Below are 11,881 nucleotides of genomic sequence, written 5' to 3'. Positions count from 1 at the left end.
CGACGCCGTTACCGACGACTGGGTTTCCCACGCCACGGTCAAAACACACCTGAACGACTGTCTGTCGGTGGACACCGGCCGGGAGGCCGCTATCACTCCTGAAGAGGCTGTCAGTACCACCGAGTGGGCCCGGTCGCGTTCCCGGAGCGTGGTGAGTGAAACGGTCGAACGGCTGGAGAACGTCGGGGAGATCGACATCGCCGAACCCGCCGTGAGTGTCTCGATCCGGGTCACCTGCGAGGCGTGTGGCCGCTCGTACACCATCCAGGACCTCCTCGCGGCCGGCGGGTGTGCCTGTAACAGGGAAAGAGGGGGCACGGATGGCGAGTGAAGGCCCCCTATTTTACAAACACGCGTTTGTAAATTAATGAAACGAGCACGGAAGACAGGGCAATGGACCGCCATCACGTCATCGTGTTCGCCGCTGGCGTACGTCCGTTCGCCGAGACTGTTCGAACGACGACGTGCAGTCCCGGTCCTTCGAGAAGTAACCGGACACAATCCGACACGGACGGATCATCGACGGGACCGTCGTTCACAGTCGGCGAACGATATTTATCCCGGGGACGCCATTCCGGACGTATGAATCGATCCGACGGACCAAGCGTCAAGGCAGTTCACACGAGTCTCGACGTCCTCAGGGTGGTTGCGGACCTCGACGGCGCCGGGGTTAGCGAGATCGCGTCCCGCCTCGACCGATCGAAGGGAGGCGTCTACAAGCACGTGCGGACCCTGACCGATCGAGGATATCTCGTCGAGGACGGGACCACGTACCGGCCGGGGCTACGCTATTGGACGCTCGGAACGGATGTCAGGGACAGATTGGTACCGGAACAGGTCAAGTCGACCGTCGACGACCTGTCGGCGTCGATCGGACACGCCGTCGCCCTGATCGTCTACGAGGCAGGTATCGCCGCCGTCGTCTACAGCCGCGTGCCCTCGGACACGGCCATTCAACCGATCGTAGAGGGCGACTCACTGCCGTTACACGCCACCGCCGCCGGGAAGGCCGTCCTGGCGTACCTCCCCGAAGACGAACGCGAGACGATCCTCGACGGCGACCTCGCGGCCCACACGAACGCGACCCTCACCGATCCGGCGGCCGTCAAGGACGCACTCGAGACCGTCCGCGAACGACGGTTGGCGGAGGATCACGGCGAGTACGTGGCGGACGTGGAGGCGATCGCGGCACCCGTCATCGGTGCCAACGGGTATCCATTCGGATCGATCGCAGTCACCAGCAGACCCGAGGAGTTGCTCGACGGCAACCTCGAGGCAGACGCAAGTCTCGTCGTCAGCGCGTCGAAGTCCCTGGAGAACGTCTGGGCCGACTGACGCGCTTCGGTCCCGCCGGAACACGACGCCGAGGGGCCGCTGGTCTCCGACCCGGCTGACGTCGGGGCGGTCAGGTAGCGTCCCGAAGGTCAGCGGCCGCCTCCTCAGCGAGTTTGTTGTTGATATACGCACCTGCGCCACGCTCGCTGCCGGCGGGATACTTGAGCTTCTCCGCCGTGCGGTACGGCGGGTAGAATTCGATGTGGAAGTGCGCGTACTCTTCACCCTCGCCGTTGGTCGGCTGCTGGTGAGTCGCCATGACGTACGGCATCTCGAAGCCGAACAGCGCGTCGTACTTCACGAGTACCTCCTTGAGTACGGCGCCGAGCTCGCGCTCGTGACGGTCGGAAAACGCGGCCATCGAGGGGACGTGATCGTTCGCGTAGACGTGAACCTCGTACGTCCAGCGCGCGTGAAACGGTACGACGGCCGTAAAGGAGTCGTTCTCCGCAACGATCCGTCGGCCGTCATCGCGCTCCGATTCGATCACGTCACAGAACAGACACCGACCGGTTTCCGCGAGGTGATCCGAACTCGAATCGAGTTCGCGCTGTATCTTCGGCGGAACGAACGGATAGGCGTAGATTTGACCGTGAGGGTGATGAAGTGTCACACCGACCTCTTCGCCCTTGTTCTCGAAGATGTAGACGTACTCGTGGTCCTCGACTGCGCCGAGAGTCTCGTAGCGATCCCGCCATAGCTGGACGAGGTTGACGAACCGCTCGACAGATTCCTCGGACATCTGCCCGTCGTGATCCTGGGTGAAAAGGACGACCTCGCACTGGCCGTTGGCGGGTTCGACCGGGAAAAGGTCCGTCCCCTCCACGGCCGGTTCGGGTGGGTCCGGCTGCAGCGAAGGGAAGCCGTTCTCGACGACGGCCATGTCGTACTCGGGTTCGGGGATCGCTGTCGGATACTCGGCATCTTCGGCGGTCGGACAGAACGGACAGTAGTCCTCGGGCGGTTTGAACGTCCGTTCCTGGCGGTGGGTCGCGGTGACGACCCACTCCTGAAGCGTCGGGTCCCAGCGACGTTCGGTCATGTCAGGCCCCTCCCGACCTGTCGGATCCCGCCGAATCCGCAGTATCATCAGCGTTCTCGTTGTCGAACTCGTAGAAGACCACGTACCGATCGTTGTGGTTGGTAGTCCGATGGCTGCGCATTGGTGTACGAATCGACCCTGCGCATCCAACATAATAGTTCTATCGGAGACCGGTAGACGGTGACCGCCTCACACGGGAGGAACCGGGGGTTTCTGCATTCGATGTCGCCCGATCCACTCGCCGCCATCCCCGGAAGACGACCGACGGGGCCCACTGTCGGAACACTCTGGCGAGCACCGGAACTTCTATTATTGACAGTGTGCCATTGCGGAGTATGGAACTGAGCGACAGGCGGATCGTCGTCACGGGAGGCGCAGGACTGATCGGTTCGGCACTCGCCCGGCAACTCGTCGGCGACAACGACCTCGTCGTCGTCGACGACCTCTCGAACGGCATCCGGGAATCCGTTCCCGAAGCAGCGACGTTCATCGAAGGGGACCTGACCGACGAGACCGTCGTCGCCGAGGCGATCGACGCCGAGACGGACGTCGTCTTTCACCTCGCCGCCGACAAGTACGTCAACGCCGACGAACCGCGAAACCAGTTCGAAACGAACGGCGAGATGACCTACAACATCCTCGAACGGATGGACGAGGTCGGTGTCGAACACATCGCCTTTACCTCCTCGTCGACGGTCTACGGGGAGGCACCGCGACCGACGCCGGAGGATTACGCTCCGCTGGAACCCATCAGTGAGTACGGCGCGGCCAAGCTATCGGAGGAAAGCCTCCTTTCGGTGTATGCCCACAATCACGGTTTCACCGTCTGGAACTTCCGGTTTGCCAATATTGTCGGACCGCGTTACGGCGCTGGTGTTGTTCCCGACTTTATTTACAAGCTTACACAAGATCCCGAGACGCTGACCATCCGGGGTAACGGCCGCCAGGAGAAATCCTACATGTCCCTGGCAGACTGCATCGACGCGATGTGCTACGTCGTCGAACACGCCGCCCGGCCGGTCAACACCTACAACCTGGGGACGCGAACGACCACCTCCGTCAACCGCATCGCCGACATCGTCAGCGACGAAATGGACGTCGACCCGGATTACGAGTACACCGGCGGCGACCGTGGCTGGGAAGGCGACGTCCCCAAGATGCGCCTCTCGATCGAGAAACTCGCCGCGCTCGGCTGGGAACCCTCCACTCCCAGCGACCAGGCCGTCCGCCAGGGCGCACGAGAGATCCTCGACGATCCCGAAAACGAACCACACCTGAGTTGAGGACGTTCACGTCGACCGCCTATTTTTCGGTGAGAACGACGGAGCAAAAATGGTCGTCAGTCGGTTTTCTCGACGCGTACGCCAGCCGAGGGGATCACGAGATGGGATTCCGGGGCGAGATCCGGGAACTGTTCGGTGTAGGTCGCTCGGAGTGATTCGGCGAACTGTTCCGCGTCCGCCTCGTCGACGATCGCGATGGCCGCACCACCCCACCCCGCGCCGGTGAGACGCGCACCATAGGCACCCTCTTCGAGGGCGGCCTCGACGACGAAGTCCAGTTCCGGACAGGACGCCTCGTAGTGCTCGGCGATGTCCCGGTGGGCCGCGACCAGCAACTCGCCGAACCGCTCGACGTCGCCGGCCGACAGCGCCTCCCTGGCCGCCTCGACGCGGTCGTTCTCGCGAGCGAGGTACCCCAGGCGTTCGGCCTGAAGCGCCGGGAGGACATCCAGATCGTCCTCGGAGATCGCCTTCGAAGTCTCGACGTCAAGCGTCTCCATGGCCGATTCGACGGTTTCGCGGCGCTCGTTGTACGCCGAGTCGACCAGCTCCCGCGAGACGCCGGTGTGGAAGACGACGACGGCTAAATCCTCAGGCATCGGAACCGGTTCGTACCCGAGCGTGTCGGTATCGATCAACAGCGCGTGACCGTCCTCGCCCAGCGCCACGGCGAACTGATCCATGATCCCACAGGACATGCCAACGTAATCGTTTTCGACGCGCTGACACAGCAACGCCATCCGCTCGCGGGACAGCCCCAGATCGTAGGCTTCGTTCAGGAACGCCATGACCGCGAGTTCGAGGCTCGCCGAGGAACTCAATCCCGCCCCCATGGGCAGTGTAGCGCTGAGTTCACCGTTGAACCCGCCGGGCTCGTAGCCCTCTTCCTGGAGGACCGCATAACACCCTTTGACATAGTCGATCCAGTCGTCCGTTCGTTCCAGGTCGTCCGTCGCGAACGAATAGCTCGACTCGACGGCATCCGAGGAGACAGTCACGTCACGCGCCGGCGTCGCCTCCAGGGAGGTGTGGAGGTCCGTCGCCAGCGGCATGACGTACCCGCCCGTGTAGTCGGTGTGTTCGCCGATCAGATTGACGCGGCCGGGCGAGACGACCCGGTATGTGTCTCCAGCAGTCATGCTCGATCGATCTCGGAGATTCGGGCCAGCATGTTAAGCCTGGCGACTCCTCTCGCCGGACTGTTCGCTCCTTTCCACCGTCACCGTGCGATCGGGTCGACGACTGGTAACGGGATTCGGCCAAGATCATAAATAACAATATATGTCTACTTTTTCTGAGCGCTCAGTACCAATACATAGCTATCTATTTTTGGCTAATCAGCAGCTAATAGCCAGATATACTCGCTAAAATAAATCTTATTTCCGCATGTATCGATTGGAAATTCTGGAACTATCCGATAAATATGGAAAATTTTAACTTTGGATGAAGATATATCACTACCTGGGGTAAGAAAAGACATCTAGACCTAGTTTTCGAACTGATTTGATTCGAATTACCCCGGCCAATATAATGATAATATGAACTATGAATTAAGAAAATGATAAGGAAGCGTATATTACTATCCCGGTCCTCAACGGGACGAAGCGGACGACAGACGTGGGCAGCCGGGACAGGCAGCCGAAGGTATCGTTTTTGGTGACGAATCACGTACTGGGAACGGGCGATGGGATCCGAACGGTACCTCCTCGACGCCATGCTCGGCAAGCTCGCGACGTATCTTCGAATGTGCGGGGACGACGCAGCCTACGCGCTGGATCGCGGGGTGGAGGCGGACGATCGGCTTCTCGTTATCGCCAGCGAAGAGGGACGGACGGTCCTCACACGCGACCGCTCGCTCGCCGCGAGCGCACCGGACAGCCTGCTTATCGAATCGCACGACGTTCGCGAGCAGCTACGGGAACTCGTCGACGCGGGGTTCGATCTGACACCGGCCGGAACGCCGACGCGCTGTGGCCGGTGTAACGATCGCCTCGAAGCGGTCCCGGAAGCCGGTTCGACGCCCGAGTACGCACCCGATCCGAGTGCGGAGCGCGTCTGGCGATGTGAAGGCTGCGATCAGTGCTTCTGGAAGGGGAGCCACTGGGACGACGTGGCGGAGACTCTCTCGGAACTGTGACGCATCGCCGGGCGAAGACAGAAAGCTGTAATACCGCCCTGCCGAACCACCGTCGATGACGCTCTCCGAGGACGCTCTCGAACGGCTGGCAGACGTGGTCGCCCTTCAGCCGACGAAGAACGCCGAGTTGCAGGAACGGTGGGACATGGACAGCGGTAGCGAAGTCCACAGCTATCTCGAATCCGAACTCGGGGAGTACTACTATCGCAACGAGGACAGCCTGATCTGTGCGACGCCGGAAGCGGCCAAGCTGGTCGAAGACGAGGGACTGATCGAGGGAGGCACCGAGGACGGGACGGTCCACGTCCCCGAACTCCAGGCGGTCGTCCTGGAAGTCATCGCCGGACCCGAGCAGGAACCGCAAAGCGTCGTGAGCGTCCTGGAAGATCTCAGAGGGGCCGGACACGATCCGGACGTCGACGAAGTTCGAAATGCGCTCGGGAATCTGACTGATAAAGGGCTTCTCGAACGCATCCGGACGACCGTCCCGACGTTCCGGCTGGCGGTCGAACGCGACGAACTCGAAGTGTCAGTTCTCGATGGATAAACGGGTCTATACGCCAGGGACAATCATTTCAGCCCGAACCGGTGGCGTCGCCGTCGTCGATCGAGAACGCGTTCGACGGCTTTGCCCGGCCCGCCGGAGAGGGGCCACCCCTTCGAACGCCAGGTCGGTGGTTCGGGCTCGAACTGCGGACAGGATCCGCAACACTCCGAACTCGTCTGGTGGCACGCTTTCGCCCCACAGGACGGTATCGGGCCAGTCGCCGTCCACCGCGTCCCGAAGTGCCGGCAGTCCGAGCGCATGGCGTCGACGTACTTACGCCACCCACTCCCGTAAGCTCGTTCGGCGATTTCCAAGCGTTTGCGCCCCTTCCACGCGGGATCAACGTACTCGAAGCGGGCGGCCGAAGCGTCGTTATCGCCGCCAGCCGGCCGCTCGCGGATGCGCGTCCCTGGATTCGTCGGCTCGAGCGTCCGGGGGTGCCAGGCCACTTCGGCGTCACCCGCTGGGGGATCGATGACTAAAATTCCGGCCTCGACGGGCAAATCCTCCAGCAATGCGGGTTCGATGAGATCACCAGTCGCGGCCGTCGCCACCCAGACTTCGTCCGCGAGTCCGAGTGCCACGTCCCGCTCGAGTTGGGGAGCCAGTCGCCGCGCCGCACTGGCGTCGAGGTCGGGTTTGTTCTCGATGGCGATGATCCGCTCGAGCCAGTCCGGATAGGCGTGCTTTTGGCGGATCTCGATCTGGCCGCCGTGTTTCCGCACGTCGAGGACACCACGATCGTCGCCCCGGTGGATCGCCTCCCTGACGTACCGCCAGGGATACCCGGGATCGGGGAGTGCGTCGCGGTAGTACTCCCACTCGGCGGGCGCGTGTGGGATCACGTCGAGCAGATCAGAATCGAGTGCGCGTGCCCCGAACTGTGCGCGCTCGCGGAGGGCATCAGGATCGCATTCGAGGACGATCGTGTCCCATCGCCGGCGTTTCGTCCCGAGTTGCCGGGCGACGATCACCGGTCGGTCGTGGTCTTGTCCAGGGGGCCAGGCGCGCTCGGCCCACTGACAGACCCGCAGTTCGAAATCGAACTCGGCGCGGTATCCCCGACTACTCACGAGATGGATGGACGGACCGGGCCGTCGAAGGCGTTACGGTCCCTCGGCCGGCCCTAGGCGTCTTTCTCGTCGATGAACTCGTGGGCCTCCTCGAAGATCTCGCGCGGTCCGTCCTGAGTGATGGTGTTTTTCGCCTGTTCGTAGTCACGCCACTGGTGGTCGTGGTGCTCCGTAGAGAGTTCGGCGCTCGCCTCGAATGATTTGGCGATGAACAGGTGGACAGTCTTGTGAATCGTCTCACCGTTCGCCTCGAACACGTAGTCGTAGTCCTCACGGAAGCCATCGATGAGCCGGAAGTCCTCGATTCCGGCTTCCTCTTTCACTTCGCGGATGGCCGTCTGCTGGAGTTCCTCCTCGCCCTCGACCCCACCCTTGGGAAACTCCCAGTCCCCCGGTCGGCTCTTGAGCAGCAGGTACTCCCGCTGGCCACGCGTGTCGCGAAAGAGGATGGCTCCCGCGCTCGTGGCCTGGATCATTACCGAACGATAATTCAGGGGAACTTAAGAGGATATCGGAGCGCGAAACCGGCCGACGCGAACTCGTCGGCGATCGATCGATGACTGTCCTCGAGTGGCAGGGATCGAGACAGGCAAAAGGGTGACTTTTTGAACCTCGACCGTCCATCACCTGACGGCATGCCGTTCGTGACGACACTGACGGTCGAGAGCGGGGACCGAGACCTCCTCGAGGACGTAGTGACGGAGATCAAAGAGACAGCCGCCCGCAAGGGCGTCGAACTCAAGGGCCCCCATCCCCAGTCCCCCGAGGACATCACTGTCCCCCAGCTGAAGGGGCTGAGCACGGACGGCGGACGGTTCGATCCCTGGCGATACACTGTCTTCACCCGCACGATCGAGATTGTCGGTCACGACGAGTTCGCCCGCGACGTGACCGAGTGGGAGTTCCCGAACCGCGTCCACGTCGAGGCGTCCGTCGCGCAACGGCAGGGCGCGGGTCGCTGAGGGTCGTCGGTCCTGACCCGACGGATCGTCCCGACAATCCACCACGAGCGGTTTACGTACCCACACCTATTCTGCGGAGACATGGTCGAAACGCCCGAGCACCTTCGAGAGCTTCGGCGGGATCTGCACCGACACCCCGAGCCTGCCTGGCGAGAGTTCTACACGACGGCCCGGGTCCTCGAGGAAGTCGAACGGATCGGCGTCGACGACGTGTTCGTCGGCCCTGACGCCATCGCGAGCGACGTCAGAGCCGGTGTCCCCGACGAAGAGGAACTCGCCCGCTGGAGGGAACGAGCCAGCGAGGCGGGCGTCGACGACGCGACACTCGACCGACTCGACGACGGACACACAGGCGCCATCGCGGTCCTCCGGCGCGGCGACGGACCGACCGTTGCCCTCCGCGTGGATATCGACGCCCTGCCACGAAACGAATCCACGGACCCGGATCACCAGCCGGTCGCCGAAGGATTCCGTGCCGAACACGACGACGCGATGCACGCCTGTGGCCACGACGCTCACGCGACGATCGGTATCGGCGTCCTCGAGGCGATCGCCGATAGCGACTTCGGGGGAACGTTGAAGGTGATTTTCCAGCCCGCCGAGGAGGTCATCGGCGGCGGCCGGGCGATCACCGACAGTGGCCACCTCGATGACGTCGACGCCCTGCTGGCGATCCACGTTGGCCTCGGGCACCCGACCGGCGAGGTCGTCGCCGGGATCGACGGTATCCTCGCGGTCTCGAACTTCCGGGCGGAGTTCGAGGGGGGCTCGGCCCACGCCGGCGGACACCCGGATCGGGGCCGCAACGCCGTCCAGGCGATGGCGACAGCTGTTCAGAATCTCTACGCGATCCCGCGTCACGGCGACGGCATGACCCGAGTCAATGCCGGCGACGTCGGCGGCGGCTCCGCCTCGAACGTCATCCCCGAGTCGGCGTACATCGACGGCGAGGTGCGCGGTGAGACGACCCGCCTGATGGAGTACATGAGCGAACGGGCCGACGACGTCCTCGAGTCGGCCGCGGAGATGCACGACTGTGAGGTGACTGTCGAGCGAACCGGCGAGGCTCCGAGCGCGGATCCCGACGAGGGACTGCTCGACGTGGTCTACGACGCGGCCGGCGAGGTATCAGCCGTCGACTCTCGGCTCCGGAGCGCGGAACTGGGTGGCAGCGAGGACGCCACGTACCTCATGCGTCGCGTCCAGGAACAGGGGGGCGAGGCGACGTTCGTCGGGATCGGGACGAACCACCCAGGTGGCCATCACACTGCAACGTTCGACATCGACGAGGCGTCGATCGGGATCGGCGTCGAGGTGCTATCTGAGGCGATTCTGTCGATAGCTGGCCGGGAAGAGTGAACGCCAGGACGGCCCGGAGTCAGGCGTCCGGCCCGTCCCACTCGTGAATCGTGACGGTCTGCCCCTGGGACGACTCCCTGACGATCGTGATCGACGCTGCGGTGAAGTCCGGCGACGTCCCGAAATCACTGTCGTTGATCCGCACCGTCGTCGCCGCCGTCATCTTGTCCTCGGGCGAGAGCGACGGATCGACGGTCGCGAGTGGATACTCGCCGTCGACACTCGACGGTGACGCCCCGTCGATGACGACGAACGTGTTTTCGACCGGGACTGCGGTGCCACCCTCGTGACGGAGGCGCAATTCGTCCGGGCCCTCGAGCGTGATCTGGAAATCCACAGCCGTAATGGGATCGTGATCGGGCATATCCATCTCCAGGACGAACGCTCCGATAGTCGCCGCGAGCAACACCGTGATCGCAATCATCAGGATCACACCGACGACTGGTGCGATCGCCGAACCGTCCCGTCCGAACTGATCTCCGTCCATGTTTTCCCCCACCGGCACCACGCCGCGTCGAACGATCGTTCGAGTGGTGATCCCCGCCCGACACTGACGACTCGACCGTCGAGCCAAACTGGCGTGAGGATTCCCCCACTCGGTGCCTGACCATGTGTAAGTATAACATGGTAAAAGTTAACTATTATGGATGGCGTGAGAGTGACTGCTGTCGGCCGACCGCCGCGTCAGTACTTCGGTTCGGCGCCGGTCGTTTCGTAGACGCGGTCCAGGATCTCGTCGCGACGCTCCTGCCAGCGTCCGAAGTCGGCGGGCGAGTCGGGGTAGGCCTCATAGTGGTCCATGAGGTCGTCGGCGTGGTTCTTCGTCCGGTAGAGGTCCAGGATCGTGCCCCAGTGGCCGAAGCTCTGGACCGCCATCTTGAGTTTCATGCCCCAGCTGACCTCCGTAGAGCCGGAGTAAAGCGCCTCCGAAAGTTTGCCGACGGGCAGGCGCGCCAGCAACCCCATCAGGTCGTCGATGTCGTAGGCCGTACTGAAGATATTGTAGACGTCCAGCGCGGCATAGCGGGATCCGAAGTGATCCATGACGCGTTCGTTGTAGTTCCAGAGGGCTTGCTCCGAGTGGTCGCCGTCCGCGATCGCCTCGACGGCCTGTTCGCCCGCGTACTTGCCCGCGTAGGCCGCCCCGGCGATCCCCCCGCCCGTGGTAGGATTGACGTGACCGGCAGCGTCGCCGACGGCCATGAACCCGGAGGCGACTGCCGAGTCGTAGGGCCGGCGGGTCGGCAACGCGGCGCCGAGTTTGTCCTCGACGGTCGCCCCCCGGAACTCCTCGCGCTCCCGGAGGTCACGCTTCAGCGCCTCGACCAGTTCCATCGGCTCCTCGTTCATCTGGAACCCCAGGCCGACGTTGATCTCCGTCTCGGTGCGGGGGAAATACCACAGATACCCGGCCGAGCGCTCCGTCGGTTTGAACACCAGCGCGTCGTCCCAGGGGACTGGTTGCTCGACCTCGACGATCTCCCGGTAGGCCGAGCAGAATTGCGAGTACGTGACGTTCGTATCGAAGGTAGCGTCGTCCAGATCGGCCTCGTCCTGGAGGATCGATAGCGCGCCCGCGGCGTCGACGACGATCTCCGCCTCGTACGTTGCTGGATCGCCGTTCTCGATCACTTCGAGCCCTTCGACAGCCCCGTTCTGGACGACATCATGTACGACCGTATCGTAGTGGATGTCGACGCCAGCGTCCTCGGCTCCTTCGATGAGTCGATGACCGTACTCCCAGCGGTCGATGACAGCGAGTTCACCCGGGATCGGAATGTCGACGACCGTATCTTCGGCGGGGATCTCGAAGCGACCGTGATCGACGCCTGTATTCGTAAAAGCAGGTTCTATCTGCTCGCGTGGGATCGCCTCGGGGAAGTGACTCGCCCCTTTCAATGCGTCGCCACAGGCGATGTGACCGGCCTCCTCTTCGGACTTGCGTTCGAGGATCGCCACGTCAAGCCCCTCGTTGGCGACCGTCGCCGCCGCATAACAGCCGGCAGTACCGGCCCCCGCGACGACGACGTCGTACGTTTCAGTGGTCATGCAACCGGATCAACGCCGAGACGGGTTAATTCTTTGCGCTCCGGAGTCCGAAACAGCATCGGGAAATGACCGTCGAGTCGAGGTACGAGAATGT

The 11,881-nt window shown here is 63.0% G+C and carries 13 protein-coding genes; 7 read left to right on the top strand and 6 right to left on the bottom strand.

Features of this window, described 5'->3' with window-relative positions; genetic code table 11:
• Together rdfA and E3374_RS03400 are read left to right on the top strand one after the other, a co-directional pair.
• Positions 1-331: rod-determining factor RdfA (gene rdfA / locus E3374_RS03405; RefSeq protein WP_345890576.1), on the top strand; the 331-nt coding region annotated here is incomplete at its 5' end.
• Between the two features lie 251 nt (positions 332-582).
• Positions 583-1,335 (top strand): IclR family transcriptional regulator, encoded by a 753-nt coding sequence (locus E3374_RS03400; protein ID WP_169051762.1) that lies wholly within the window; start codon positions 583-585, stop codon positions 1,333-1,335.
• Between the two features lie 70 nt (positions 1,336-1,405).
• Here E3374_RS03400 and galT read toward each other — a convergent pair whose 3' ends face one another.
• Positions 1,406-2,377 (bottom strand): galactose-1-phosphate uridylyltransferase, encoded by a 972-nt coding sequence (gene galT, locus E3374_RS03395; RefSeq protein WP_136687626.1) that lies wholly within the window; start codon positions 2,375-2,377, stop codon positions 1,406-1,408.
• 335 nt (positions 2,378-2,712) lie between these two features.
• On the opposite strand from galT, the gene E3374_RS03390 reads away from it, so the two are divergent.
• The gene (locus E3374_RS03390; RefSeq protein WP_136687625.1) at positions 2,713-3,660 is read left to right on the top strand and encodes an NAD-dependent epimerase/dehydratase family protein; all 948 of its coding nucleotides are present in this window, start codon (positions 2,713-2,715) and stop codon (positions 3,658-3,660) included.
• 56 nt (positions 3,661-3,716) lie between these two features.
• Here the strand turns inward: E3374_RS03390 and E3374_RS03385 are convergent, their stop codons facing one another.
• Positions 3,717-4,799 carry a galactokinase gene (locus E3374_RS03385; RefSeq protein WP_136687624.1) on the bottom strand — a complete coding sequence of 361 codons (1,083 nt, stop codon included), beginning with the start codon at positions 4,797-4,799 and terminating at the stop codon, positions 3,717-3,719.
• A 545-nt stretch (positions 4,800-5,344) separates the two neighbouring features.
• Between E3374_RS03385 and E3374_RS03380 the strand changes: the two genes are divergently transcribed.
• Both E3374_RS03380 and E3374_RS03375 read left to right on the top strand, forming a co-directional pair.
• Positions 5,345-5,797, top strand: coding sequence for a Mut7-C RNAse domain-containing protein (locus E3374_RS03380; RefSeq protein WP_136687623.1), 453 nt, complete (start codon positions 5,345-5,347; stop codon positions 5,795-5,797).
• A 55-nt stretch (positions 5,798-5,852) separates the two neighbouring features.
• Positions 5,853-6,344 carry a DUF5797 family protein gene (locus E3374_RS03375; protein WP_136687622.1) on the top strand — a complete coding sequence of 164 codons (492 nt, stop codon included), beginning with the start codon at positions 5,853-5,855 and terminating at the stop codon, positions 6,342-6,344.
• A gap of 23 nt (positions 6,345-6,367) precedes the next feature.
• On the opposite strand, the gene E3374_RS03370 is transcribed toward E3374_RS03375, so the two are convergent.
• Both E3374_RS03370 and E3374_RS03365 read right to left on the bottom strand, forming a co-directional pair.
• The gene (locus tag E3374_RS03370) at positions 6,368-7,417 is read right to left on the bottom strand and encodes a DUF5787 family protein (RefSeq protein WP_136687621.1); all 1,050 of its coding nucleotides are present in this window, start codon (positions 7,415-7,417) and stop codon (positions 6,368-6,370) included.
• 53 nt (positions 7,418-7,470) lie between these two features.
• On the bottom strand, positions 7,471-7,893 hold the full coding sequence (locus E3374_RS03365; RefSeq protein ID WP_136687620.1) for a bis(5'-nucleosyl)-tetraphosphatase: 423 nt from the start codon (positions 7,891-7,893) through the stop codon (positions 7,471-7,473).
• Positions 7,894-8,052: 159 nt separating this feature from the next.
• On the opposite strand from E3374_RS03365, the gene E3374_RS03360 reads away from it, so the two are divergent.
• Both E3374_RS03360 and E3374_RS03355 read left to right on the top strand, forming a co-directional pair.
• Positions 8,053-8,379, top strand: coding sequence for an uS10/mL48 family ribosomal protein (locus tag E3374_RS03360; RefSeq protein WP_136687619.1), 327 nt, complete (start codon positions 8,053-8,055; stop codon positions 8,377-8,379).
• 81 nt (positions 8,380-8,460) lie between these two features.
• Complete coding sequence (locus E3374_RS03355) at positions 8,461-9,738, top strand: amidohydrolase (RefSeq protein WP_136687618.1); 1,278 nt, start codon at positions 8,461-8,463, stop codon at positions 9,736-9,738.
• A gap of 19 nt (positions 9,739-9,757) precedes the next feature.
• Here the strand turns inward: E3374_RS03355 and E3374_RS03350 are convergent, their stop codons facing one another.
• Both E3374_RS03350 and E3374_RS03345 read right to left on the bottom strand, forming a co-directional pair.
• Positions 9,758-10,225, bottom strand: a complete 468-nt coding sequence (locus E3374_RS03350) for a type IV pilin (RefSeq protein ID WP_136687617.1) — start codon at positions 10,223-10,225, stop codon at positions 9,758-9,760.
• A 197-nt stretch (positions 10,226-10,422) separates the two neighbouring features.
• On the bottom strand, positions 10,423-11,787 hold the full coding sequence (locus tag E3374_RS03345) for a geranylgeranyl reductase family protein (protein WP_136687616.1): 1,365 nt from the start codon (positions 11,785-11,787) through the stop codon (positions 10,423-10,425).
• Positions 11,788-11,881: the final 94 nt, after the last annotated feature.

Origin of the sequence: Halorhabdus amylolytica (assembly GCF_004944975.1) — an archaeon.
GTDB classification, from domain to species: domain Archaea; phylum Halobacteriota; class Halobacteria; order Halobacteriales; family Haloarculaceae; genus Halorhabdus; species Halorhabdus amylolytica.
Note: the sequence above shows the minus strand (reverse complement) of the source record. Positions and strands in the feature narration are given on the sequence as shown.

Coding starts and splice junctions, on each gene's coding strand:
- E3374_RS03400 (WP_169051762.1), top strand. CDS start 583: ATGAATCGATCCGACGGACCAAGCGTCAAGGCAGTTCACACGAGTCTC.
- galT (WP_136687626.1), bottom strand. CDS start 2,377: ATGACCGAACGTCGCTGGGACCCGACGCTTCAGGAGTGGGTCGTCACC.
- E3374_RS03390 (WP_136687625.1), top strand. CDS start 2,713: ATGGAACTGAGCGACAGGCGGATCGTCGTCACGGGAGGCGCAGGACTG.
- E3374_RS03385 (WP_136687624.1), bottom strand. CDS start 4,799: ATGACTGCTGGAGACACATACCGGGTCGTCTCGCCCGGCCGCGTCAAT.
- E3374_RS03380 (WP_136687623.1), top strand. CDS start 5,345: ATGGGATCCGAACGGTACCTCCTCGACGCCATGCTCGGCAAGCTCGCG.
- E3374_RS03375 (WP_136687622.1), top strand. CDS start 5,853: ATGACGCTCTCCGAGGACGCTCTCGAACGGCTGGCAGACGTGGTCGCC.
- E3374_RS03365 (WP_136687620.1), bottom strand. CDS start 7,893: ATGATCCAGGCCACGAGCGCGGGAGCCATCCTCTTTCGCGACACGCGT.
- E3374_RS03360 (WP_136687619.1), top strand. CDS start 8,053: ATGCCGTTCGTGACGACACTGACGGTCGAGAGCGGGGACCGAGACCTC.
- E3374_RS03355 (WP_136687618.1), top strand. CDS start 8,461: ATGGTCGAAACGCCCGAGCACCTTCGAGAGCTTCGGCGGGATCTGCAC.
- E3374_RS03350 (WP_136687617.1), bottom strand. CDS start 10,225: ATGGACGGAGATCAGTTCGGACGGGACGGTTCGGCGATCGCACCAGTC.
- E3374_RS03345 (WP_136687616.1), bottom strand. CDS start 11,787: ATGACCACTGAAACGTACGACGTCGTCGTCGCGGGGGCCGGTACTGCC.